The sequence below is a fragment of the Mycobacterium sp. KBS0706 genome (assembly GCF_005938675.2).
Taxonomy (GTDB): domain Bacteria; phylum Pseudomonadota; class Alphaproteobacteria; order DSM-16000; family Inquilinaceae; genus Inquilinus.
This window is the reverse complement of the sequence record NZ_VCCH02000069.1, coordinates 22,773-44,706: the sequence shown is the minus strand read 5'-3', so window position 1 is coordinate 44,706 and position 21,934 is coordinate 22,773. Positions and strand designations below refer to the sequence as shown.

The 21,934-nt window shown below is 69.8% G+C and carries 23 protein-coding genes, 1 tRNA gene and 1 pseudogene; 13 read left to right on the top strand and 12 right to left on the bottom strand.

Annotated elements, in window-relative coordinates:
* A pseudogene (locus FFK22_RS29385) lies at positions 1–198 on the top strand (response regulator); the annotation flags it as partial.
* Positions 195–509, top strand: a complete 315-nt coding sequence (locus FFK22_RS29380; protein ID WP_186002719.1) for an Hpt domain-containing protein — start codon at positions 195–197, stop codon at positions 507–509. The pseudogene FFK22_RS29385 and the gene FFK22_RS29380, both read left to right, overlap by 4 nt.
* 6 nt (positions 510–515) lie before the next feature.
* Here FFK22_RS29380 and FFK22_RS29375 read toward each other — a convergent pair whose 3' ends face one another.
* Positions 516–935, bottom strand: a complete 420-nt coding sequence (locus FFK22_RS29375) for an OsmC family protein (RefSeq protein WP_138885752.1) — start codon at positions 933–935, stop codon at positions 516–518.
* 57 nt (positions 936–992) lie between these two features.
* Positions 993–1,709 carry a DUF1194 domain-containing protein gene (locus FFK22_RS29370; RefSeq protein WP_221938952.1) on the bottom strand — a complete coding sequence of 239 codons (717 nt, stop codon included), beginning with the start codon at positions 1,707–1,709 and terminating at the stop codon, positions 993–995.
* A gap of 157 nt (positions 1,710–1,866) precedes the next feature.
* Between FFK22_RS29370 and FFK22_RS29365 the strand changes: the two genes are divergently transcribed.
* A tRNA-Arg gene (locus FFK22_RS29365) sits at positions 1,867–1,943 on the top strand.
* Positions 1,944–2,239: 296 nt separating this feature from the next.
* On the opposite strand, the gene FFK22_RS29360 is transcribed toward FFK22_RS29365, so the two are convergent.
* Positions 2,240–2,722 (bottom strand): hypothetical protein, encoded by a 483-nt coding sequence (locus FFK22_RS29360; protein WP_138885754.1) that lies wholly within the window; start codon positions 2,720–2,722, stop codon positions 2,240–2,242.
* 305 nt (positions 2,723–3,027) lie between these two features.
* Here FFK22_RS29360 and FFK22_RS29355 point away from each other — a divergent pair, with 305 nt between their 5' ends.
* Positions 3,028–4,653, top strand: coding sequence for a calcium-binding protein (locus tag FFK22_RS29355; RefSeq protein ID WP_138885755.1), 1,626 nt, complete (start codon positions 3,028–3,030; stop codon positions 4,651–4,653).
* A 12-nt stretch (positions 4,654–4,665) separates the two neighbouring features.
* Here the strand turns inward: FFK22_RS29355 and FFK22_RS29350 are convergent, their stop codons facing one another.
* Complete coding sequence (locus FFK22_RS29350) at positions 4,666–5,805, bottom strand: TIGR03364 family FAD-dependent oxidoreductase (protein ID WP_138885756.1); 1,140 nt, start codon at positions 5,803–5,805, stop codon at positions 4,666–4,668.
* Positions 5,802–6,632, bottom strand: a complete 831-nt coding sequence (phnX, locus tag FFK22_RS29345) for a phosphonoacetaldehyde hydrolase (RefSeq protein ID WP_138885757.1) — start codon at positions 6,630–6,632, stop codon at positions 5,802–5,804. Before phnX ends, FFK22_RS29350 begins: the two co-directional genes overlap by 4 nt.
* An 85-nt stretch (positions 6,633–6,717) precedes the next feature.
* On the opposite strand from phnX, the gene FFK22_RS29340 reads away from it, so the two are divergent.
* On the top strand, positions 6,718–7,623 hold the full coding sequence (locus tag FFK22_RS29340; RefSeq protein ID WP_138885758.1) for a LysR substrate-binding domain-containing protein: 906 nt from the start codon (positions 6,718–6,720) through the stop codon (positions 7,621–7,623).
* On the opposite strand, the gene FFK22_RS29335 is transcribed toward FFK22_RS29340, so the two are convergent.
* The 7 genes from FFK22_RS29335 to FFK22_RS29305 all read right to left on the bottom strand — a co-directional run bounded on the left by FFK22_RS29335 (position 7,620) and on the right by FFK22_RS29305 (position 14,019).
* On the bottom strand, positions 7,620–7,997 hold the full coding sequence (locus tag FFK22_RS29335) for a YciI family protein (protein ID WP_138885759.1): 378 nt from the start codon (positions 7,995–7,997) through the stop codon (positions 7,620–7,622). The two genes, FFK22_RS29340 and FFK22_RS29335, sit on opposite strands and share 4 nt — an antisense overlap.
* Positions 7,998–8,078: 81 nt before the next feature.
* Positions 8,079–9,047 (bottom strand): ABC transporter ATP-binding protein, encoded by a 969-nt coding sequence (locus tag FFK22_RS29330; RefSeq protein WP_138885760.1) that lies wholly within the window; start codon positions 9,045–9,047, stop codon positions 8,079–8,081.
* On the bottom strand, positions 9,044–10,015 hold the full coding sequence (locus FFK22_RS29325; RefSeq protein ID WP_138885761.1) for an ABC transporter ATP-binding protein: 972 nt from the start codon (positions 10,013–10,015) through the stop codon (positions 9,044–9,046). Before FFK22_RS29325 ends, FFK22_RS29330 begins: the two co-directional genes overlap by 4 nt.
* 4 nt (positions 10,016–10,019) lie before the next feature.
* Complete coding sequence (locus tag FFK22_RS29320) at positions 10,020–10,976, bottom strand: ABC transporter permease (RefSeq protein WP_138885762.1); 957 nt, start codon at positions 10,974–10,976, stop codon at positions 10,020–10,022.
* A gap of 3 nt (positions 10,977–10,979) precedes the next feature.
* Positions 10,980–11,942 (bottom strand): ABC transporter permease, encoded by a 963-nt coding sequence (locus FFK22_RS29315; protein ID WP_138885763.1) that lies wholly within the window; start codon positions 11,940–11,942, stop codon positions 10,980–10,982.
* Positions 11,943–11,985: 43 nt separating this feature from the next.
* Positions 11,986–13,662, bottom strand: a complete 1,677-nt coding sequence (locus tag FFK22_RS29310; RefSeq protein ID WP_138885764.1) for an ABC transporter substrate-binding protein — start codon at positions 13,660–13,662, stop codon at positions 11,986–11,988.
* 102 nt (positions 13,663–13,764) lie between these two features.
* On the bottom strand, positions 13,765–14,019 hold the full coding sequence (locus FFK22_RS29305; RefSeq protein ID WP_138885765.1) for a sulfurtransferase TusA family protein: 255 nt from the start codon (positions 14,017–14,019) through the stop codon (positions 13,765–13,767).
* 89 nt (positions 14,020–14,108) lie between these two features.
* On the opposite strand from FFK22_RS29305, the gene FFK22_RS29300 reads away from it, so the two are divergent.
* The 8 genes from FFK22_RS29300 to lnt all read left to right on the top strand — a co-directional run bounded on the left by FFK22_RS29300 (position 14,109) and on the right by lnt (position 21,928).
* Positions 14,109–14,519 (top strand): MucR family transcriptional regulator, encoded by a 411-nt coding sequence (locus FFK22_RS29300; RefSeq protein ID WP_138885911.1) that lies wholly within the window; start codon positions 14,109–14,111, stop codon positions 14,517–14,519.
* A gap of 185 nt (positions 14,520–14,704) precedes the next feature.
* Entirely contained in the window at positions 14,705–15,541 is an 837-nt protein-coding gene (locus tag FFK22_RS29295; protein WP_138885766.1) for a GNAT family N-acetyltransferase, read from the top strand.
* Between the two features lie 8 nt (positions 15,542–15,549).
* Entirely contained in the window at positions 15,550–16,392 is an 843-nt protein-coding gene (locus FFK22_RS29290) for a 1-acyl-sn-glycerol-3-phosphate acyltransferase (RefSeq protein ID WP_138885767.1), read from the top strand.
* An 82-nt stretch (positions 16,393–16,474) separates the two neighbouring features.
* Positions 16,475–17,842 carry a tRNA (N6-isopentenyl adenosine(37)-C2)-methylthiotransferase MiaB gene (gene miaB, locus FFK22_RS29285; RefSeq protein ID WP_221938951.1) on the top strand — a complete coding sequence of 456 codons (1,368 nt, stop codon included), beginning with the start codon at positions 16,475–16,477 and terminating at the stop codon, positions 17,840–17,842.
* Positions 17,839–18,876: a PhoH family protein gene (locus FFK22_RS29280; RefSeq protein WP_306770190.1), complete on the top strand. Its 1,038-nt coding sequence runs from the start codon at positions 17,839–17,841 to the stop codon at positions 18,874–18,876. Before miaB ends, FFK22_RS29280 begins: the two co-directional genes overlap by 4 nt.
* A complete protein-coding gene (gene ybeY, locus FFK22_RS29275) occupies positions 18,873–19,415 on the top strand; it encodes an rRNA maturation RNase YbeY (RefSeq protein ID WP_221938950.1) in 543 nt (180 codons plus the stop codon). The genes FFK22_RS29280 and ybeY overlap by 4 nt, the downstream gene beginning before the upstream one ends.
* A 4-nt stretch (positions 19,416–19,419) precedes the next feature.
* Positions 19,420–20,325 (top strand): hemolysin family protein, encoded by a 906-nt coding sequence (locus FFK22_RS29270; protein ID WP_138885768.1) that lies wholly within the window; start codon positions 19,420–19,422, stop codon positions 20,323–20,325.
* Positions 20,261–21,928 carry an apolipoprotein N-acyltransferase gene (gene lnt, locus FFK22_RS29265; RefSeq protein ID WP_221938949.1) on the top strand — a complete coding sequence of 556 codons (1,668 nt, stop codon included), beginning with the start codon at positions 20,261–20,263 and terminating at the stop codon, positions 21,926–21,928. The genes FFK22_RS29270 and lnt overlap by 65 nt, the downstream gene beginning before the upstream one ends.
* The last annotated feature ends 6 nt before the right edge of the window (positions 21,929–21,934 follow it).

Below are 21,934 nucleotides of genomic sequence, written 5' to 3'. Positions count from 1 at the left end.
GCGGCGCTGCGGGCGCTGCCGGGGACGGCGGCCACGCCGGCGGTGTTCATGACCGCCAAGGTGCAGCCGCAGGAGGTGGCGCGCTATCGCGCCCTCGGCGCCGTCGACGTCATTTCCAAGCCCTTCGACCCGATGACGCTGTCGGATGAGATCCGCGCCATCTGGGGCCGGCGCGAAGGGTGGGACACAGGGTCGTGACCCAGGACGCACTGCAGGCCCATCTCGACCGGCTGCGGGCGAAGTTCGCGACCGAGCTGCCGCAGAAGCTGGCCGAGGCCGAGGCGCTGCTGGCGGCGGTGCGGGCCGGCGACGCCGAGGCGCTGAAGGGGCTGCGCTTCATCGTGCACCGGCTGCACGGCACCGGCGGCACCATGGGCTTCGCGGCGCTGTCGACCGCGGCGGCGGCGCTGGAAGCACGGCTCGACACCTGCCTTCAGGCCGGCGGCGCCGGGCCGGACGACATCACGGCGATCGCCGCTGGGCTGGCGGCGCTGAAGGCGGCGGCCTGAGCCGGCTCAGGCGGTCTCGACGACCTCGATCTCGGCGGTGATCTCGGCCACCTTGCCCAGCATGATCGAGGCGGAGCAGTACTTCTCCTTGGACAGCGCCACGGCGCGCTCGACCTTGGCGCGGTCGAGGCCGCGGCCGGAGACGATGTAGCGCAGATGGATTTTGGTGAAGACCTTCGGGTCGGTCTCGGCGCGCTCGGCCTCGACTTCGACCCGGCAGTCCGCCACCGGCTCGCGCGCCTTCTCCAGGATCATCACCACGTCAAAGGCGGTGCAGCCGCCGAGGCCGAGCAGCAGCATCTCCATCGGCCGGACGCCGAGATTGCGTCCGCCGCTCTCCGGCGCGCCGTCCATGACCACGGCATGGCCGCTGCCGGATTCGCCGAGGAAGGTGCGGCCTTCGACCCAGGTGATGCGGGCTTTCATCTGAACTGCTCCAGGAACCGATTCGACGCGGCACCCTAGCAGCGCCTGCCCAGGCCGTCAGCCGGGCGGCATGGTCATCGCCCCCGGCCGCTCGGCGATCTCCAGGATCAGCTTGCGCACCACCGCCTCGGTGAAGCGGGCATCGGCGTCGGCGGTGATGACGAAGGCGCCGGGGCCGCCGATCACCTGGTCGCGGAAGAAGTCCTCCAGCGTGCCACCGGCCCAGCCCGGCCGGCCGCTGCGCGACAGCACGGCGAGGCCGTTGATGGTGATGCCGGCGGCCAGAGCCTCGGCCCGGACCTCCGGCAGCGGCCGGCCGCCGCGCTGGCCGGCATCGGCCGATACGTCGATCACCTTGCGCAGCCCCTCGTGGCCGTTGCCCTCGATCAGCCGCTGCGACAGGTCGATGGCGTTGCTGATCGAGTTCCAGCCGAACGCGCGCCGGGGTGCCGCCGCCAGCGCCGCACCGAAGGCGGCGGCACTGGCCGGCCCGTCGATCACGGTCCAGTCGACGATGACATGCTGCGAGTCCGCCCCACCCCATTCCACAAAGGCGACCGCGATCCGGCCGGTGATGCCGCCGCGGATCGCCTGCTGCACCCGCGGGTCGGCCAGGGCCTTGGCGTAGCCTTCGCGCTGCAGCCGCAGTTCCTCGTCGTCGATCGAGCCGGAGCCGTCGGTGGCGAAGACCAGCTCGACATCGACATCGATCTCCTGCGCCGCGGCGGGGACCGCGCACAGCGCCAGGGCCAGGGCGAGACCGCGATGCAGCACCGGCGCCTCCCGCTTCGATGGGATGCCGCCAGCATTCCGGCTGCGGTCGGGTCTGTCAAACGTCGGTAGGCTGCAATCCGAATCCGGGCTTTGCATCGCTGCCGCTTTGCAGTATGGTCCGCGCCGCTTCGGGTCCTCGGGCCCGAGTCCATGGCCTGCACTCGTAGCTCAGCTGGATAGAGCGCCGCCCTCCGGAGGCGGAGGTCACAGGTTCGAATCCTGTCGAGTGCGCCATCCCTCCCGGATCAATTCGGACTCAGCGGACCAACCGCCAGAGCTGCTCCTCCGTGTCGTTGCGGTGGCGCCGATGGCCGTAGCGGCGGTCGTCGTCGCGATATCGGCGCTGGCTGCACCGATCCCGGCGCCAGTCGCGGCCGCGATTTCATGAGGGGCATCCTGCTGCCTCCGTGGTCCATCCAGAAGACGCACGGGCGAGGGCACGGGCTCCGTCGAAGCCGCTGCCGGCCCTGCACAGGCAGGATCGGAGGTATGACTCGACGACGGCGCAGGAGCACTTGCCGCCGAGTGCCCTACTTCGGCGGGAAGAAGAGGCGCTGCACGTTGTTGTCGCGGTCGTTCCCGCCGCGGTTGCCGCGGTTACTGTCGCCATTGTCCGAGCGGCGGACGTTTTCCGAGTTGTTGCGGTTGCGGTTGTTGTCCGGGCTCCGCCCGTCTTTCCCGAACAGGCGCCAGAAACGATCCTCAGCATCGCCGTCGCGATTGCTGCGCTGCCGGTTTCGGCGCCGGTCATTGTCGTCGTCATCGTCCCGATCGCGGTGCCGATACCGATCGCGGTCACGGTAGCGATATCGGTTATCATCGCGATAGCGGTACCGGCTGCGGTCATAGCCCCAGTCGCGATTGTCGTCATCGTACCAGCTGGAATAGCTGTCGCCGTAGTAGCCGCCACCATAGTAGCTGGGCCCTGTCTGGCACGACGCTACGAGCGGGGCGGACGCTGCGATGGCGACCGCGACCAGCCCCGTGCGGAACAGACCACTGCCATATGCCACGACGCTCTCCCTCGTCGTTCATCTCTCGCCTGATCAACACCTGAGTTTGTGGCGGAATTCCGTCGCGTCGAAAGCCAGGCCCCGGCGCCGGTTGACCCAATCGGGTGATCCCGCGGTTCTGCGACTTCTGTCATACTCGCGTCCATTCAAGACGCGCTTTGCCGATATTTTCCTGGTTCAAAGCCACGATTTGGAGACGCGAGCGGCACCGCGGAAATGCGCCCCGCCCGTCCCGTTCCCTGCGCGGCCGGAAAGCCTGCGGCCGGATTGGTACGCTCAACACAGGCTCCAAGGGGGAAACATCCATGTCCGGCTATTGGAGTCTCAATGCCGAGATCGATCGCTCGACCGGTACCTTCAACATCCTGATCGATTATTACGTCGATCCGTATATCGACCCGGAAACCTCCGAATATTTCGGCAACACTTCCTGGGGAATGACCTATAACCTGGCCGACAGTCCCTCCGCCATCCCCGTGGGGAACGGAGTTGGGACGGAGAACGGTTTGGCCATGGTCGGCCTCGGGCTGGACTCCGGATCGAACGTGACCGCCTATGTCCTCGGCTTCCAGGCGACCAATGATTTCAGTGCCGAGGGGATCGCGGCCACCTGGAACGTGTTCACCGCTGCCTACGCCGCCACGCCGCAATCGGTCCTGGGCTCGGCGATCGACGACATCCTCATCGGCGGCGCCGGAGCCGACGTGCTGCGCGGCTTCGAGGGCGCCGATCTGGTCGACGCCGGGGCCGGCGACGACGTCGTCGACGGCGGCGCCGGCAACGACCGGCTGAACGGCCTCGACGGTGACGACATCCTGATCGGCGGCACCGGCGACGACATCGTCTGGGTCGATGCCAGCGGTGACATCGTGATCGAGCGTGCCGGCGAGGGCTATGATCGGGTGATCGCCCTCACCAGCGTCACGTTGGCCGACAATGTCGAGGAGCTGACTCTCGACGGCCTCGCCAGCCTCAACGGAACCGGCAACGCGGCCAAGAACCTGATCTTCGGCAACGCCGGCGCCAACACACTCACCGGCCTCGACGGCGACGACATCCTGAACGGGAACGGCGGTGACGACGTGCTGCGCGGCGGACAAGGGGCCGACGAGCTCGCCGGCCGGGACAACGGGACCGCGCTGGGCGACACGGCGACCTATACCGACAGCAGCGTCGGCATCGTGGCCGACCTCGCCACCGGCCTCGGATCCGGCGGCGCGGCCCAGGGCGACACCTATATCGAGGTCGAGAATATCGACGGCAGCCAGGGCGCCGACACCCTGGTTGGGAACACGGGCGGCAACAACCTGCGCGGCGTCGGCGGCGACGATGTGCTCCGCGGCGGCGCCGGGGCCGACACGCTCGACGGCGGCGCCGGCACCGATACCGCCAGCTACTACACCGGCTCGGCAGGCGTCTCGGTCAGCCTGGCCACGGGCAGCGGCAGCAACGGCGAGGCCCAGGACGATTCGCTGACCGGGATCGAGAATCTCTCCGGCAGCCAGGGCAATGACAGCCTGGCCGGAAACAGCGGCGCCAATGTGCTGCAGGGCTGGAACGGCGACGACGTGCTCGCCGGCGCCGACGGCAAGGACACGCTGACGGGAGGGGCCGGGGCGGACCGCTTCGCCTACGGCACCGCAGCGCAGAGCGCGGTCGGGGCCAATGCCGACCGGATCACCGATTTCAGCCATGCCCAGGGCGACAAGATCGACCTGGCGGCGATCGACGCCAGCAGCGTCCTCGCCGGCAACCAGGCCTTCAGCTTCATCGGCACCGCGCTGTACAGCGGCATCGCCGGGCAGCTGCGCTACGCCTCCAACGGCACCATCACCACCATCGCCGGCGATCTCAACGGCGACGGCACCTCGGACTTCCACATCCAGCTGACGGGGGCCTATGCCCTGGTGGCCGGCGACTTCGTGCTCTGATCCGGGACCGGGTCAGGCGGCGTGGCGCGGGGCCGCCGCGCCGAACAGACCGGCCACCACCTCGTCGGCGATGGCGAAGCCGGTGCTCATGCCGGTGCCGCTGGTGACCTGGACCACCCGGGTCGCCTCGTCCGGCGCCTCGGCGAAGGCCTCGGCCGGGCCGGAGGGGTAGATCCCGACCCAGCGCTCGGTCACCGCCGGCTGCGGCACGTCCAGCAGCTCGGCCATGTGGCGCAGGATCAACCCTTCCACCGCGTGCGGCGCGAAGGGGTCGGGCGAGTCGTCGTGATGGTGGGAGTCGCCGACCACCAGCGAGCCGTCGGCCGACTGCACCACGATCAGGTGGATGCCGTTGGCCAGCGTCTCCGGCACCTCGGCCGCCAGCCGCGCCTTCAGGGGCGCCGCCTCCGGCAGGTCGGCATAGCCGCGATAGCGGGCGAAGCTGAGGTCGCCCATCACCGCCGCCGGCAGCCGCCAGGCCGGCGGCGCCAAGCGCAGCATCTGCAGCTTGCACAGGGTGGTGCGGCGACGGGCCATGATCTCCGGGAACAGCGACCGCAGGTCCGGTCCGGGGCAGACCACGATGCGGTCGGCCAGGATGGCGCCCTCGCTGGTCTCGACCCGCGGCGCCTGCACCGCGCGGACCTGGACGCCGCGGCGGAAGACGACGCTATAAGCCGCCTCCAGCCAGGCGGCCAGGCGCGGGATCGCCTCGCGCGGCTCGATCCGCAGCTCATACGGGCTCCACAGCCCGCCCACCAGCCCCTCGGCCCGCGCCATCGGCAGACGGGCCGCCATGCCGGCGGCCGGCAGCAGGGTGCAGCGCTCGCCCATCCCGGTGCGGGCGAAGGCCTCCAGCACGCCCATCCCCTCGGGCGTCCGGGCCAGCAGCGCGGTGCCACGATGCAGCACCGGGATGCCGGCCTGCGGCGCCACCTCGGCCCAGACGTCGCGGCTGCGCATCGCCCGGCGCCAGGTCGGGCCGGCCGACTGGCCGGTGACGGTGACGAAGCCGAAATTGCGGATCGAGGCGCCGATGGCGCGCGCCTCGCGGTCGATCACCACCACCCGGTGGCCCCGCCGCGCCGCGGCCAGGGCATGGGCGAGGCCGAGGATGCCGGCGCCGACGACGGCGAGATCATAGCGGTTCACGGCGCGTCCCCGACGGCGATGCACGCCTCGATCCGCTCGATCGCGGCCGGCACGTCGGCGATGCCGTCCACCACCTCATGCGCGCCGGCCGCCCGCAGCCGGTCGGCCGCGACGCGGCGCAGCTGCGCCTGCCGCTCCGCCGGCAGAGACGCCCATTCCGCCTCGGTCAGCCCGACCTCGTTGCCGGTCACGGCCACGGCGATCGTCCACATGCCGGCGTTCAGCCCCTCGGCCACGTCGACCAGCGTGTCGCCGATCTTGACCGCCGCCTGGACCGGATGGATGTCCAACTCGATCAGCGCCTTCAGCGCCATCGCCGGGCCGGGGCGGCCGGATGGGGTCTCGCCGGCGCAGACGATGACCTCGGGCGCATAGCCCTGCCGGGCCGCCTCCGGAATGACAACGTCCATCACCGGACGCGGGAAGCCGGTGGTGGTGCCGATGCGGATGCCGCGGGCCTTGAGCGCCGCCATGGCCTCGACCGTGCCGGGGATCAGCACCGCATGTCGCTGCACCGCCGCGACCTGCAGCGGCAGGAAGCGCTCGTAGACGTCGTCGACATCGGCCGGCACCGGCGGCCGGCCTTGTGCCTGTTCCCAGGCCGCCGCGACCTGCGGCATGTCCAGCAGCGCCCGGATGTGGTCCCACTTGGCCATGCCCATCGGCAGCCGGGCGGTGGCCAGCGGCACCGCGACGCCCATCGCCGCGAAGGCGTCGACCAGCGAGGTGATCGGCGCCTGGCAGCCGAAATCGACCGTGGTGCCGGCCCAGTCGAAGATCGCGGCCCGGATCGGGCCGTCATAGCGGCGGCGTTGGATGAAGCTCATGGCGCGCTCCCCGACATCGTGGATGGCCGGAGAAAGCCAGAGAGTCTAATATTGATCCAATTCATATTCTCCATATGGATCATTGATGAGCTCAACACTGGCCGTCCAGCTGCGCGCCTTCCACGCGGTGGCAGCGGAGGGCAGCTTCACCAAGGCGGCGCGGGCGATCGGCGTGTCGCAATCGACCCTGTCGATCGAGGTCAAGGCGTTGGAGCAGCGTTACGGCGTGCAGCTGTTCCGCCGCTCCGGCCGGACCATCGAGCTGACCCTGCTGGGCGCCGAGCTGATGACCTACACCAACCGCGCCTTCACCGCGCAGGCCGAGGCGGTGGAGCTGCTGCAGGGCACCAGCCGGGTGCCGACCGGCACGCTGCGCCTGGGCGCGGACGGGCCGTTCCACGCCATGCCGCTGATCGCCGCCTTCACCGCCCGGCATGACGGGGCGCGGGTGCGAATGACGGTCGGCAACGCCCAGCGGGTGCTGGCCGACCTGGTCGACATCCGCCTCGACGTGGCGGTGCTGGCGCGGGTGCCGGGCGACCCGCAGCTGCACGCCTTGCCGTTGTGGCACGACCCGGTGCATGTGCTGCTGCCGCGCGATCACGCTTTGGCCCGGATGCGCGTCGTGCCCGCGCATCTGATCGCGCGGGAGCGGCTGGTGATGCGTGAGGCCGGGTCGATGACGCGGGAGACGGTGGAGCGCGCCTTCGCCGCGGTCGACCTGCCGCTGACGCCGTGGATGGAGGTGGAGGGCCGGGAGGCGTCGCGCGAGGCGATCGCCGCCGGCCTGGGCATCGGCTTCATGTCGGCGGGCGAGCTGACGCCCGATCCGCGCTTCGTCAGCCGCCCGATCGGAGGCTGCCGGGTGGAGATGGACGAGTATGTGGTGTGCCTGCGCGAGCGCCAGCGCCTGGCCATCGTCCGCGCCTTCCTCGACATCGCCGCCGAGGCCAGCCGGGCGCGGCGCGAGGCCACGCCCGGGTCCGGTTAGGCCTGCTGGCTGAAATCCGGCGGCGGCGTGCTGAAATCGACCAGCGGCCGCACCTCGACGAAGCCGATCCGGGCCAAGGGGTGCGTGGCGGCAACTTCGGCCGCTTCCTCGATGTCCCGCGCGTCGATCACCACGAAGCCGCCGAGGACCTCCTTGGTTTCCATGAACGGACCATCGACCGCCGAGGCCTTGCCCTCGCGCACCTTCACGGTGCGGGCCCCGTCGGGCAGCTCCAGCGCCTCGCCGGCGACGAAATGGCCGCTGGCCTTCAGCGTCTCGTCATGGGTGGAACAGCCCTCCAGCGCCGCATTGGCCTCAGGGCTGCCGCCGAACAGGGTCTGCGGATCGTAGTAGATGAGGCAGGCATAGCGCATGACCGGTTCCTTCTGCTTGCGCTGTGAATGCCCCTAATCGTCCGTCCCGAACCGGATTCGACAGGCCTCCGATTTTTTCCGCTACGCCAGGTGGCAGGCGACCCTGTGGCCCTCGCCCAGCATGCGCATCTCCGGCACCTCGGCGCGGCAGCGGTCGGTCGCCAGCGGACAGCGGGTGTGGAAGCGGCAGCCGGCCGGCGGGCTGGCCGGGCTGGGCAGCTCGCCCGTCAGCACCGTGCGGTCGCGCGGCGCATCCGGGTCGATCGCCGGGATCGCCGACAGGAGCGCCCTGGTGTAGGGGTGCAGCGGCCGGTCGAACAGCGCGTCGCGGCCGGCGGTCTCGACGATCACGCCGAGATACATCACCGCGATCTCGTCGCAGAGATGCTCGACCACCGCCAGGTCGTGCGAGATGAACAGGAAGGTGACGCCCCGCTGCTCCTTGAGGTCGGCGAACAGGTTGATGATCTGCGCCTGGATCGAGACGTCGAGCGCCGAGACCGGCTCGTCCGCCACGATCAGCTCCGGCTTCAGCGCCAGGGCCCGGGCGATGCCGATGCGCTGGCGCTGGCCGCCGGAGAATTCATGCGGGTAACGAGCATACTGGTAGGGCGCGAGGCCACAGATCCGCATCACCTCCAGCACCGTGTCGCGCAGCTCGGCCCGACGGACCAGGCCGTGGGCCAGGAGGGCCTCGCCGATCGCGTCACCGACCCGCACCCGCGGGTTCAGCGAGCCGTAGGGGTCCTGGAACACCAGCTGCATCTTCGGCCGCAGCGCCTTCAAACCCCGCCGGCCGATGGCGTTGATGTCCCGCCCCTCGAAGCGCACGGTGCCAGCCGTCGGCTCGTACAGCCCCAGCACGGTGCGGCCGAGCGTGGACTTGCCGCTGCCGGATTCGCCGACCAGGCCGAAGCTGGTGCCGCGGCGGATGCGGAGATCGACCCCGTCGACGGCACGGACATGGCCTGTGACCTGGCCGAACACCCCGTCGCGGATCGGGAAATGGGTCTTGAGCCCCTTGACCTCGAGCAGCGGAGTTTCGGTCATATTGCCACCGACTGCGCCAGGAAGCAGGCGGCGCGGTGCGGCGCCCCGGCGGGCTCAAGCGCCGGGATGCCAGTGCGGCAGATATCGGCCGCGGCGAAGCAGCGGTCGGCGAAGGCGCACCAGGCGGGCAGATGCGCCGGGCTGGGCACCTGCCCCGGGATCGAGTCGAGCCGGCGGCGGCGCTGCCCCGGCACCGGGCGCGAGGCCAGCAGCCCGCGGGTGTAGGGATGCTTCGGCCGCAGCAGGATGTCGCGCACCGGCCCGGTCTCGACCACCCGGCCGGCATACATCACCATCACCCGGTCGGCGAGCTCCGCCACCATGCCGAGGTCGTGGGTGATCAGCATCAGCGCCGTGCCCTGCTCGCGCTTCAGCCGGCCCAGCAGCTCCAGGATCTGCGCCTGGATAGTGACGTCGAGCGCGGTGGTCGGCTCGTCCGCGATCAGCAGCTTCGGGCCGCAGCTGAGCGCGATCGCGATCATCACCCGCTGCAGCATCCCGCCCGACAGCTGATGCGGATAGCCCTCGACGATCTGCGTCGCCCGGGCGATGCCGACCCGGTCCAGCAGTGCGATCGCCTCGTCCCAGGCCGCCTTCGGCGTCATGCCGCGATGCTCGACCAGCGGCTCGACGATCTGCTCGCCGATGGTCAGCACCGGGTTCAGCGCGCTCATCGGCTCCTGGAAGATCATGGCGATCTCGTTGCCGCGCAGGCCGCGCATCTCCTCCGGCTTCAGCCCCAGCAGGTCGCGGCCGCGATAGAGGATGCGGCCGCCGGCGACCTTGCCGGCCGGGCGTGGCAGCAGGCCCATCAGCGACAAGGCGGTGACGCTCTTGCCACAGCCGGATTCGCCGACCACGCCGACGGTCTCGCCCTCGGCGATGCCGAAGCTGACCTCGGTCACCGCCCGGGCGACGCCCTCCTCGGTGCGGAACTGGACCGACAGGTCCTGGAACTCGACCAGCATGGCGCTACCGCTTCATCTTCGGGTCGAGCGCGTCGCGCAGCCCGTCGCCGAGGACGTTGATCGCCACCACGGTCAGGAAGATCGCCACGCCCGGCGGCACCCACAGCCAGGGCCGGCGCTGGAAGTCGACGAAGCTGTTGGCGGTGTCCATCATGTTGCCCCAGGACGGGGTCGGCGGCACCACGCCGAGGCCGAGATAGCTGAGATAGGCCTCGTTCAGGATGGCGTCGGCGACGCCGACGGTGGCGACCACGATCAGGATCGGCACGGTGTTCGGCAGCAGGTGGTGAAACAGCCGGCGATACAGCGGCAGACCCAGCACCTCGGTCGCCACCATGAAGTCGCGTTCGCGCAGCGACAGGATCTGCGACCGCACCAGCCGCGCCACCCGGATCCAGTTCGGCAGGCTGAGCATGAGGACGACCAGATAGATCCGCTGGTCCGGCGGCACCTTCAGCTCGGACAGCACGGCGCCGAGAATGATCAAGAGCGGCAGGGTCGGGATCGTCATCACGATGTCGGCGCAGCGCATGATCACGGCGTCCACCAGCCCGCCGAGATAGCCGGCCACCGCGCCGGCGATGTAGCCGACCACCACCGACAGCAGCACCGAGGCGAGACCCACGGTCAGCGAGATCCGGCCGGCCGCCATCAGCCGGGCCAGGATGTCGCGGCCCAGGAAATCGGTGCCCAGCCAGTGCCGCAGGCTGGGGGGGCGGTTGGGGCTGAGCGCGTCGGTCGCGTTCAGGTCCCAGGGGCTGATCCAGGGCCCGACGACGCAGACCAGCACGATCAGCAGCAGCACCGCGGCCGCGACCAAGGCGGTGCGGTTGCGCCTGAGGCGCCACAGCGCGTCGCCGAGCGGCGAGCGGGTCACGGCGAGGCGGCCGGCAAGCTCCGCCAGCTCGGCCTCGCGCGCCCGGCGGCGGCGGAATGGGTTCAGCAGCGACGTGAACGCCATGGCCTAGCGCCGCCGCAGCCGGATGCGCGGGTCGGCCGCGGCATAGGCGATGTCGGCGATCAGGTTGCCGAGGATGGTCAGCGCCGCCAGCGCCATGGTGAAGCCCATCAGCACCGGATAGTCGCGCGCCGCCAGCGTGTCGATCTGGATGTGCCCGGCCCCCGGCCAGTTGAAGATCTTCTCTGTGACGATGGCGCCGGAGAACAGGCCCGGCAGCTCGAAGCCCAGCAGGGTGATGATCGGCAGCAGGGCGTTGCGCAGCGCGTGCTTCAGCACCACCGTGCGCTCCTTCAGCCCCTTGGCCCGGGCGGTGCGGACGAAGTCCATCGCCAGCGATTCCAGCATGCTGGCGCGGATGTAGCGGGTCAGGCTGCCGGCCTGCAGCGCGGTCAGCACCAGCACCGGTAGCACCATGTGGCCGGCGATCTCGACCACCAGCGGCCAGCCGGTCGCCTCGCTGCCGGTGCTGATCATGCCGCCGACCGGCAGCCAGCGCAGGTCGACCGCGAACCATTTGATCAGCAGCAGGCACAGGAAGAAGACCGGAAAGGACATGGCGGCGAACACCGCCAGCGTCACCAGCCGGTCGTACCAGGAATAGGGCTTCACCGCCGCCGTCACCCCGGCCAGCAGCGACAGGGTCCAGTACAGCAGCATCGCCGTGCCGGCCAGCAGGAAGGAATTCCAGACATACTGGTTCAGCAGAGTCCCGACCGGGGTCTGGTACTGCATCGAATAGCCGAGATCGCCGGTCAGCAGCCGGCCCAGCCAGTCGAAATAGCGGTCGAGCACCGGCCGGTCGAGTCCGTAGAGCGACTTCAGCTCCGCCGCCCGCTCGGGCGTCAGGTTGATGTTGCCGTCGATGAAGTCGCCCGGGGTCAGGGCGAAGACGAAGAAGATCAGCGCCGACGCCCCCAGCAGCATCGGCACCGCCAGCAGCAGGCGGCGGATGATGAAGTTCCTCATGCCCCCTCCCGGTGCCGGGAGGGGACACAGACGCCGCGCAGGCTCACTGCACGATCTTCAGGTTCGGCAGGCTGGCGACGATGCCGTTGTAGATGTCCGGCTTGAAGCCTTCGACCCGGGCATCGGTGGCCGACAGGATCTTGCGATAGGCCAGGAAGATCACCGGCGGGTCGTCGGCCAGCGCCTTGTACAGCTGGTGGTAGATCGGCTTGCGCTTCTCCGGGTCCAGCGTGGCGTTGCCCTCCAGGATCAGCCGCTCGACCTCGTCGTTGCGGTAGCCGAGCCGGCCGACATCACCGGTCGACAGGAAGTCCTCCACCCCCTCATGCGGGTCGTTGATGGTCGAGGTGCGGAAGGTGGCGAGGTTGTAGTCGCCGGCCTTGCGCTTGGCCAGGAGGGCGTTGAAGTCCGACACCTCGGGCACCAGGTCGACGCCGATCGCCTTCCAGTTCTCCTGGGCGATCGGGATCAGCGCGTCGTTGAACAGCGACTTGGTGGCCAGGAGGCGCAGCGACAGGCGCTGGCCATCCTTGGTCCGGATGCCGTCCGGCCCGGGCTTCCAGCCGGCCTCGTCCAGTAGCGCCGCGGCCTTGGCCGGGTCGTAGGCATAGGGGTCGACGGCGTCAGCGTCATAGGCCCAGGAGATCGGCGCCACCGGCTGGGTCGCGACCTGGCCATAGCCCTGATAGACCACCGTCACCAGGGTCTGGCGATCGAGGCCGTAGGTCAAAGCGTGCCGCACCCGCGGGTCCTTCAGCAGCGGATCCTTCGGGTTGAACTCGATCATGCTGTAGTCGCTGGAGCCATACAGGTTGATCGTGGCGAAGCCCAGGCTCTGCAGCGCGTCGACATTGTCCTGGCTGACCGTGAAGCCGTCATAGTCGGTCTCGCCGGTCTGGAACAGCTGCAGCTTGGTGGCGTCCGAGGTGATCCGGTATATGAAATGCTCCACCGCCGGCTTGCCGCCGTAGTAGCCCGGGTTGGCGTGGAACCGCACCTCCTGGCCCGGGATGAACTTGTCGAAGACATAGGGGCCGGCGCCCAGCGGGTCGCCACCCAGAGCGCGGATGCCGTCGAGCTGGCCGCGGGCGAACCCTTTGCCGTAATGCGCCTTGGACAGCACCGGGCCGCCGAGCAGGGCCAGCGTCTTGGCCCCGGGCCGGGTGGTGGTGATTTCGATGGTCTGCGGGTCGATCACCTTGATCCCGGAAATGCTGTCGGCCTTACCGGCCTTGTACTCCGCCCCGCCGGCGATCGCCGCCGGCATGATGTCGGTCTCGCTCTCCAGCGTCGGGTCGTGCAGCACGGTCAGGGTGAAGGCCACGTCCTCGGCGGTCAGGGCCGAGCCGTCGCTGAAGGTCAGGCCGGGCCGCAGCCTGATGGTGTAGACGAGGTTGTCCGGGCTGACGGTCCAGGATTCCGCCTGCTCCGGGATCAGCTTGCCCTCGCTGTCATAGTTGATCAGCCGGCCGAAGATCACGTTGGTGACGTTCTCGTCCCAGCCATTGGTGAAGAAGTAGGGGTTGAACACGCCCTGCGGCGCGCTGATCGAGGCGACGACGGTGTCCTTGCGGGCCTTGGCCGTCGCCGGAACCGCGGCCGGATCGGCCGCCGCGGTGATGCCGTCGGGCAGCACGTCCTGGGCCAGGGCGGGCGGGCCGCCTGCGATGGCGAGCCCCAGGGCCAATGCGGCCAGACGGGGTGTGCGATGAGAGCGCATCGAAGGGTGTCCTCCTCGGGCGGGAAGCTTCGGCGTGACAGGCTGTGAAATAAAAGTCAACTACACGCATGTGTAGAAAAATCCGGGCCGGATGGTGCGCGATCAGCCCTTCGGGCCGCGCTCGATCCGCACCAGCCAGCGGGTCCGGCCGGCATCCTCGGGCTCCACCGACAGCACGCGATGGCCGCCTTCCGTCGCCGAGCGCGGAACATTGATCAGCGGCTCACCCGCATTCAGCCGTATTTCCGCCACTTCGCCGGGCTTCATATCTTCCAGCAGCAGCTTGGTTTTGACGAAAGTGAAAGGGCAGACTTCCGCCGTTACATCGAGAGTCCGGACCGGTGGCGCATTGCTCATGACGCTTTCTCGATTTTCATGTCGATTCGTGTTGCAGTCCAGTACTGGGGGACTTATATACCCAACACTCGTGCCGCGGGAGTATGAACATGAGCAATGAAACGCCGTCCAACGATTTGATGAACCTTACGAGCCAAATCGTCGCGGCACATGTAGGAAACAATACCGTTGCGATCTCCGACCTGCCCGGCCTGATCGAGCAAGTCTTTCGCGCGCTCAATGGCCTCGGGACTGAGCCGACCCCGGTCGCCGAGAAGCCGCAGCCGGCGGTTCCGATCAAGAAGTCGGTGACGCCGGACTACATCATCTGTCTCGAGGATGGCAAGCAGCTGAAGATGCTGAAGCGCCATCTGAAGACGGCCTACAACATGTCCCCGGACGAGTATCGCGAGCGCTGGGGCCTGGCGGCCGACTATCCGATGGTGGCGCCGAACTACGCCAAGCAGCGCAGCAAGCTGGCCAAGCAGATCGGCCTCGGCACCCGCGCCCGGCGCGACTGACGCGAATCGCGGCGGTCCGTCGCCCGGCGGACCGCCCGGTTTTCCGGCCCGGCGACGGCGCCGCGGCCCTGTCCACGAAATCAGCGCACATTTGTAACCGTTCTGCTTTATAATTGGGCGAGCGCTTGTGCGGTGACGCAGAATCACCACGGCGCATCGGGGGAATTAGAGCGGACGGATTCAGCATGGCAGTCACAACCTTCGTCGATGACCACGGGTTCAGCCTGCGCGCGGGCAATCTCGAGGTCCGGCTGGCCGAGACGGAGGAGGAGATTTGGGCGGCCCAGGAGCTGCGCTATGCCGTTTTCTACCAGGAAATGGCGGCCCAGCCTTCGGCCGAGATGGCGGCCGCCGGCCGCGACTTCGACACCTATGACGACGTGGCCGACCACCTGCTGGTGATCGATCACGCGCGCGGCAAGGGCCCCCAGGGCGTGGTCGGCACCTACCGGCTGATCCAGCGCGACGGGGCGGCCAGGATCGGCGCCTTCTACTCCGCCAGCGAATATGACATCGCCAAGATCGAGGCCCATCCGGGCCGGATCCTGGAGCTCGGGCGATCCTGCGTCGCCGGCCCCTACCGCTCCGGCGGCACCATGCAGCTGCTGTGGCGCGGCATCGCCGCCTATCTGTTCCAGCACGACATCGAGATCATGTTCGGCTGCGCCAGCCTGCCCGGGACCGACCCGGAAGCGCTGAAGCTGCCGCTGTCCTACCTGTATCACTATCACCTGGCGCCGCCGGCGCTGCGGCCCAAGGCCCTGCCCGAGCGCTACACCGACATGCGGCTGCTGCCGCTGACGGAGATCGACCAGCGCGAGGCGATCGCGGCGCTGCCGCCGCTGATCAAGGGCTATCTCCGCCTCGGCGGCCATGTCGGCGACGGCGCGGTGATCGACCAGCAGTTCGGCACCACCGACGTGGCCATCATCGTCAAGACCGACCTGGTGACCGAGAAGTACTTCAAGCACTACGAGCTGAAGCGCGAGCAGCGGCCGATCCTGGCCTTCCGCAAGGACTGACCGGCGCGATGGCGGGCACCCGTCTCGGGTCGAAGCTCCGGGCCGTGGCCCGGCTTGCCGTCTACGTGCCCTGGACCGTCATGCTGATGCCGGTGCAGGCCCTGGCCGTGCGCTTCGGCTGGCGGCTGCAGACCAGCCTGCCGGTATTCTATCACCGGACCTGCTGCCGCATCCTCGGCCTCGACGTCGAGGTTCGCGGCGCCCAATCGGCCGCGGCGCCGACGCTGTTCGTCTCCAACCACCTGTCCTATCTCGACATTGAGGTGCTGGGGTCGCTGATCCCCGGCAGCTTCGTCGCCAAGACCGAGGTCGGCACCTGGCCCTTCTTCGGCGCCCTGGCGCGGCTGCAGCGCACCGTCTTCGTCGACCGGGGCAAGCGCGGCTCGGCCGACATCCAGCGCGACAGCCTGCAGGCCCGGCTCGAGGCCGGCGACAACCTGGTGCTGTTCCCCGAGGGCACGTCGAGCGACGGCAACCGCACCCTGCCGTTCAAGAGCGCGCTGTTCGCCGCCGCCGGGCTGCGCATCGACGGCAAGCCGCTGACGGTGCAGCCGGTGTCGCTGGCCTGCACCACGCTGGACGGCATCCCGCTCGGCCGCCGGCTGCGCCCGATCTACGCCTGGTACGGCGACATGGACCTGCTGCCGCATCTGTGGAATGTGGTGAAGCAGGGGCAGCTCACCATCACCGTGATCTTCCACCCGCCGGTGACGCTGGAGGATGTCCGGTCGCGCAAGGCGCTGGCGGACCATTGCTGGCGCGCCATCGCCGCCGGCGTCTCCGACGCCAATGCCGGCCGGCTGACGGGTGCGGCGGACGACGACATGGCCGATCAGCGCCGCGCCGCATGAGCCAAGGCTTGATTTCCGCGGGCATCGCCGTGATCTATCATCGCAATTCCATCGAGATGTGGACCAGACCGGACCCGCGCGCGTGAAGACCGCAGCCAGCAAGAAGCTGTTCATCAAGACCTGGGGCTGCCAGATGAACGTCTACGACAGCGGTCGTATGGCGGACATCTTGGCGCCGCTCGGCTATGCCCTGGCCGACAGCCCGGAGGAGGCCGACATGGTCATCCTCAACACCTGCCACATCCGCGAGAAGGCGACGGAGAAGGTGTTCTCCGACCTCGGCCGGCTGCGCCCGCACAAGCAGGCGAAGGCTGGTGAGGACCCGATGATCGTCGCCGTCGCCGGCTGCGTCGCCCAGGCCGAGGGCGAGGAGATCGCCCGCCGCGCGCCCTGGGTCGACATGGTGTTCGGGCCGCAGACCTACCACCAGCTGCCGGAGATGGTGGCCCGCGCCCACCGCCAGGCCGGCAAGCCCCTGGTCAACACCGACTTCCCGGTGGAAAGCAAGTTCGACCACCTGCCCGGCGAGCTCGGCGTCCAGGGCGCCTCGGCCTTCCTGTCGGTGCAGGAGGGCTGCGACAAGTTCTGCACCTTCTGCGTCGTGCCCTACACCCGCGGCGCCGAATATTCGCGCGACGTCGCCGGCATCCTGGCCGAGGCGCGCCGCCTGGTCACCGCCGGCGCCCGCGAGATCACCCTGCTGGGCCAGAACGTCAACGCCTTCCATGGTGACGGGCCGGACGGATCGGTCTGGGGCCTGGGCCGGCTGATCCGCGCCCTGGCCGAGATCGACGGCCTGGACCGCATCCGCTACACCACCAGCCATCCACGGGACGTCGACGACGATCTGGTGGCGGCGCATCGCGACGTGCCGCAGCTGATGCCGTTCCTGCACCTGCCGGTGCAGAGCGGGTCGGACCGCATCCTGGCGGCGATGAACCGCAAGCACGACGCCGACATGTACCGCCGCATCGTCGACCGGCTGCGCGCGGCGCGGCCGGACCTGGCGCTGTCCTCCGACTTCATCGTCGGCTTCCCGGGCGAGACCGACCGCGACTTCGCCGACACGCTGAAGCTGGTCACCGAGACCGGCTTCGCCCAGGCCTACAGCTTCAAGTACAGCAGCCGTCCCGGCACCCCGGCCGCGGCGCTGGAGGACCAGCTGCCCGAGGCGGCGAAGGACGAGCGGCTGCAGGCGCTGCAGCAGCTGCTGTGGGCGCAGCAGGCCGCCTTCAACCAGGGCATGGCCGGGCGCGTGGTGCCGGTGCTGCTGGACCGCCAGGGCCGCCGGCCAGGACAGCTGCACGGCCGCAGCCCGTGGATGCAGTCGGTGCATCTCGACGCGCCGGCCCGCCTGCTCGGCACCGTCCAGCCCGTCCGCATCACCGAGGGCAAGCTGTTGAGCCTGGCCGGGACCGTCGTGCTGGCGGATGCGGAGGAGGCGGCGTGACCGCCCGCGGCTCCGAGGGGCCCGGCGTGATGCCGGCCCGGCCAAAGCCCGCGACCCAGCGCGCCGAGATCAGCTTCGACGACAACCGGCTGCTGCCGCTGCTGTATGGCGAGCACGACACCCATCTGCTGCGGATCGAGCATCAGCTCGGCGTCTTGCTGGCCTCGCGCGGCAACACCGTCACCATCAAGGGTTCGGCCGAGCCGGTGGAGCAGGCCCGGCTGGTGCTCGAAACGTTGTGGCAGCGCCTGTCCCAGGGCCAGGGCGTCACCGGCGCCGACATCGACGGCGTGATCCGGCTGGTGCGCGACGCACCGGCCGGCGACGGATCGGCGCTGCGCAGCGACCTGCTGAAATCCGACGGCGCCATCGTCACCAGGCGCAAGCGCATCGGCCCACGCTCGCCGACCCAGGCGGAGTACATCGAGGCGCTGGCGCAGAGCGAGATGGTGTTCGGCGTCGGCCCTGCCGGCACCGGCAAGACCTATCTCGCCGTCGCCCAGGCGGTGTCGATGCTGATCGCCGGCCGGGTCGACCGCATTGTGCTGTCGCGCCCGGCGGTCGAGGCCGGGGAGCGGCTGGGCTTCCTGCCCGGCGACATGAAGGAAAAGGTCGACCCCTATCTCCGCCCGCTCTACGACGCCCTCTACGACCTGCTGCCGGCCGAGCAGGTGGCCAAGCACATGGAGACCGGCGTGATCGAGATCGCGCCGCTGGCCTTCATGCGCGGCCGCACCCTGGCCCATTCCTTCGTCATCCTCGATGAGGCGCAGAACACCACGGTGATGCAGATGCGCATGGCGCTGACCCGCATGGGCGAGGCCAGCCGCATGGTGATCACCGGCGACATCAGCCAGATCGACCTGCGCCCCGGCGACAAATCCGGCCTGGTCGACGCGCTGGAGATCCTGGACGGGACCGAGGGCATCCGCATCGTCCGCTTCACCGACCGCGACGTGGTGCGCCATCCGCTGGTGGCCCGGATCGTGCGCGCCTATGAGGCGGCGGACCGCGCCCGGAAGCCGCAGCCGTGATCGACCTCGCCGTCTGCATCGACGCGCCCGGCTGGTCGGCGCTCGGCCCCGAGTTCACCGACGAGATTTCACTGGCCGCGGCCCTCGAGCCCCTGGTCGAGGCCACCGTCTCCGCCGGGGCGGGTCCGGGCGCCGCGATCGAGCCCGGCCGCCCGGCCGAGCTGTCGATCGTGTTCGCCGACGACGCGACGGTGCAGCGGCTGAACCGCGACTATCGCGGCAAGGACGCCCCGACCAACGTGCTGTCCTTCGCCCTGACCGAGGCGGAGGAGCCGGATTTCCCAGGCGCTCCGCTGGTGCTGGGCGACGTCGTGCTGGCGCTGGAGACGGTGCTGGCAGAGGCTGCCCGGGACAACAAGGCCGCCGTCGACCATGCCCGGCACCTGGTGGTTCATGGTATCCTGCATCTGCTCGGCCACGACCACATGACCGACGCCGAGGCCGAGGCCATGGAGCGGGTCGAGACCGTGGTCCTGGCCCGCTTCGGCATCGCCGATCCCTATTCCGATTCGCCCGACTCGCTGCCCCACCCTGCCTGAGGCCATGTCCGACACCTCTTCCGGTCGACCTTCCCGCTCCTCCGACGCGACCCCGTTGCGCAGCTGGCTGCGCAGCCTGCTGCGCGGCAAGAGCGAGGATGCCTGGCGCGAGACCATCGAGGAGCTGATCGAGGACGGCGACGAAGGCGAGGACGAGGCCTCGATCGCGCGCCACGAGCGCGTGCTGCTGGGCAACATCCTGCGGCTGCGCGGCCGCACCGCCATCGACGTGATGGTGCCGCGGGCCGACATCGTCGGGGTCGAGGTCGACACGCCCCTGCCCGGCGTGCTCGACATCCTGGCGCGCGAGGCGCACAGCCGGATGCCGGTCTATCGCGACAACCTGGACGACGCGCTGGGCATGATCCACGTCAAGGACGTGGTCGCGGCGCTGAGCCGGACCCGGGCCGGCGACATCGACGCACCGAAGTCGCTGACCGATATCCTGCGCCCGGTCCAGATCGTCGCACCGTCGATGCCGGTGCTCGACCTCCTGCTGCAGATGCGCGAGAAGCGCCAGCACATGGCGCTGGTGATCGACGAGTTCGGCGGCATCGACGGGCTGATCACGATCGAGGATCTGGTCGAGGAGATCGTCGGCGAGATCGAGGACGAGCACGACATCGACGAGCCGCCGCAGCTGGTCGAGAAGCCGGACGGCACGTTGATCGCCGATGCCCGCCTGCCGATCGAGGCCTTCGAGGCCAAGGTCGGCGCGGTGCTGGAGGAGGATGAGCGCGACGACATCGACACGCTCGGCGGCCTCGTCTTCGCGCTCGCCGGCCGGATCCCGGCGCGGGGCGAGCTGTTGACCCACCCCAAGGGGTTCGAGTTCGAGGTGATCGATGCCGATCCGCGCCGGATCAAACGCCTCCGCATCCGCCGCAAGGACGGCGCCGACGCTGCGTGAGGCGACAGCCGGGCCGCTGCCCGGCCACGGGATCGAACGCCTCGCCGCCCGCATTGGCGGGCTCGGCCGCTGGCGGCGCTTCGGGGCTGCCGTCGGCCTCGGGGTGCTGGCCAGCCTGTCGGTGCCGCCGCTCTATGCCGCGCCGGTGCTGTGGCTGGCCTTTCCCGGCCTGTTCTGGCTCTTGGCCGGCGCCCGCGGCGGCTGGTCCGCCTTCCTGACCGGCTGGGCCTTCGGCTTCGGCTTCTTCGTGCCCGGCCTGTACTGGGTGTCCTGGGCGCTGACCGTCGAGCCGCGCTTCTTCTGGATGATCCCCTTCGCCATGGCCGGGCTGCCGGCGCTGCTGGGGATCTTCACCGGCTTGGCCGGCCTCGCCTTCCACTGGCTGCGCCGCGCCGGCTGGGGCGGTCCCCTGGCCCTGGCGGTTGTCTGGGGCCTGGCGGAATGGCTGCGCGGCCACGTCCTGACCGGCTTCCCCTGGAACCTGATCGGCTACACCTGGGTCGGCTGGCTGCCGGTGCTGCAGGGCGTCTCGGTGATCGGCATCTACGGGCTGAGCGTCCTGACCGTGGCCGCCGCCACCCTGCCGGCGACGCTGGCGGGGCCGAGACGGCAGGGCTGGGCCGCCACCGCCGCCGGCATCGCCCTGTTCGCGGCGATCGCCGGCTGGGGCGCCTGGCGCCTGTCCGGCGACGACAGCGCCATGGTGCCCGGGGTCACCCTGCGCCTGGTGCAGCCGAACATCTCCCAGGCCGACAAATGGTCCGGCGACAAGCGGATCGAGAACTTCAACAAGCAGCTGGCGATGTCGGCCGCGCCGGGGATCGAGCGCGTCAGCGCGGTGATCTGGTCCGAGACCGCGGTGCCCTTCACCCTGTCCTGGGAGCCGGAGGCGCAGAAGGCGCTCGGCGCGATCCTGCCGCAAGGCGCCCTGGCCCTGGTCGGCGCCACCCGGGCCACGCCCTACGGCACCGAGCCGCTGGAGGCCTGGAACAGCGTCTACGCGGTCGACCGCGCCGGCACCATCCTGGCGACCTACGACAAGGCGCATCTGGTGCCGTTCGGCGAATACGTGCCGCTGCGCAGCCTGCTGGCGCCCTTCGGCATCGAGAAGATCACCGCCGGGTCGGTCGACTTCTCGCCCGGGCCGGGGCCGCGCACCATCGACCTGCCCGGCCTGCCGCCGGTCAGCCCGCTGATCTGCTATGAGGCGATCTTCCCCGGCGCCGTGCTGGACCCCGCAGGGGCCCGGCCGGGGTGGCTGCTGAACGTCACCAATGATGGCTGGTACGGGCTGACCACCGGGCCGCACCAGCATTTCGCCATCGCCCGCACCCGGGCGGTCGAGGAAGGGCTGCCGCTGGTGCGCGCCGCCAACACCGGCATCAGCGGCGTGGTCGATTCCTACGGCCGGGTCAAGGGCGAGATCGCCCTGGGCGAGGCCGGCATCCTCGACGCCGCCCTGCCGGCGGCGTTGGCGGAGACGCCCTATGCACGCTGGGGCGAGGCCGGCTTCTGGCTGCTGCTGCTGCTCGGGCTGCTGGCCGGCCGCATCGGCCGGCCGGCTGCATCGATCGTGCGCCCAGCCACCGCCAGACTTCCTTGATGTTGC